Source organism: Modicisalibacter coralii, assembly GCF_004117855.1.
GTDB lineage: Bacteria > Pseudomonadota > Gammaproteobacteria > Pseudomonadales > Halomonadaceae > Modicisalibacter > Modicisalibacter coralii.
This window is the reverse complement of record NZ_QWBW01000059.1, coordinates 1-1209: the sequence shown is the minus strand read 5'-3', so window position 1 is coordinate 1209 and position 1209 is coordinate 1. Positions and strand designations below refer to the sequence as shown.

The 1209-nt window shown below is 55.9% G+C and carries 2 tRNA genes and 2 rRNA genes; all 4 read right to left on the bottom strand.

The features are described 5' to 3' along the window. Positions 1–139, bottom strand: a 23S ribosomal RNA gene (locus tag D0901_RS20750); the annotation flags it as partial. Positions 140–437: 298 nt separating this feature from the next. Beyond that, positions 438–513 (bottom strand) — tRNA-Ala (locus D0901_RS20745). A 103-nt stretch (positions 514–616) separates the two neighbouring features. After that, positions 617–693, bottom strand: a tRNA-Ile gene (locus tag D0901_RS20740). 229 nt (positions 694–922) lie between these two features. Beyond that, positions 923–1209 (bottom strand): 16S ribosomal RNA (locus tag D0901_RS20735); the annotation flags it as partial.

Below are 1209 nucleotides of genomic sequence, written 5' to 3'. Positions count from 1 at the left end.
ACCCTGAGTGGGTTGCCCCATTCGGAGATGTCCGGGTCACAGGTCATTTGCCACCTCGCCGAACCTTATCGCAGGCTGTCACGTCCTTCATCGCCTCTGGCTGCCTAGGCATCCACCGTGTGCGCTTCATCGCTTGACCATATAACCCCAAGGGGTCTGGTGCGATGACACGATCGCCGGATACGCTCGAGAGTCGTATCTCGTTTGTCTCTTCCTCTCGGAAGAAACGTTGTCAGCTTGATTCACATTGTTAAAGAGCGTTTAGAGCCATAAGCTCTAAGCTGTAAGCTTTACGTGACTGTCATCGACGTGTCACCCAAAACCTATAGCTTAGGACTTATTGGAAAGACTGTAGAGCATCGTTTCAGGCCAAGGCGAAAGACGGCGGCGCCTAGTGCGCTAGGCGAGTCGGCTTTCAACGCCGGACTGGGACGATGTGGTGGAGCCTACCGGGATCGAACCGGTGACCTCCTGCGTGCAAGGCAGGCGCTCTCCCAGCTGAGCTAAGGCCCCTGAACATCAGCTTTAAGCGGGAAGCTTTAAGCTGTAAGAAAAACCAACACCATGCCTGGCGGGCTTGACTTAAAGCTGACAGCTTATGGCTTACAGCTTGTTTTGGTGGGTCTGGGCAGACTCGAACTGCCGACCTCACCCTTATCAGGGGTGCGCTCTAACCAACTGAGCTACAGACCCAGCACCGTTTACAACCACCTGCCGGCGCCGAGTTCCGGTCGGTCGACCTCACCCTCCTTTCCATTTAAGGTCAGGGGGCGCGCTCTAACCAACTGAGCGACAGACCCAGCACCGTACTAACTGCTAAGCCCGTGTGACCCGCTGGCCCTGGGCAACTCCCACAGTCGTTGCTCTATTCCGATCAGGTAATTCATTGTGGACACTTGACCAGACACACTGACGTGTCGGTTAAGGAGGTGATCCAGCCGCAGGTTCCCCTACGGCTACCTTGTTACGACTTCACCCCAGTCATGAACCACACCGTGGTGATCGCCCTCCGAAGTTAGGCTAACCACTTCTGGTGCAGTCCACTCCCATGGTGTGACGGGCGGTGTGTACAAGGCCCGGGAACGTATTCACCGTGACATTCTGATTCACGATTACTAGCGATTCCGACTTCACGGAGTCGAGTTGCAGACTCCGATCCGGACTGAGACCGGCTTTCCGAGATTGGCTCCCCCTCGCGGGATTGCAACC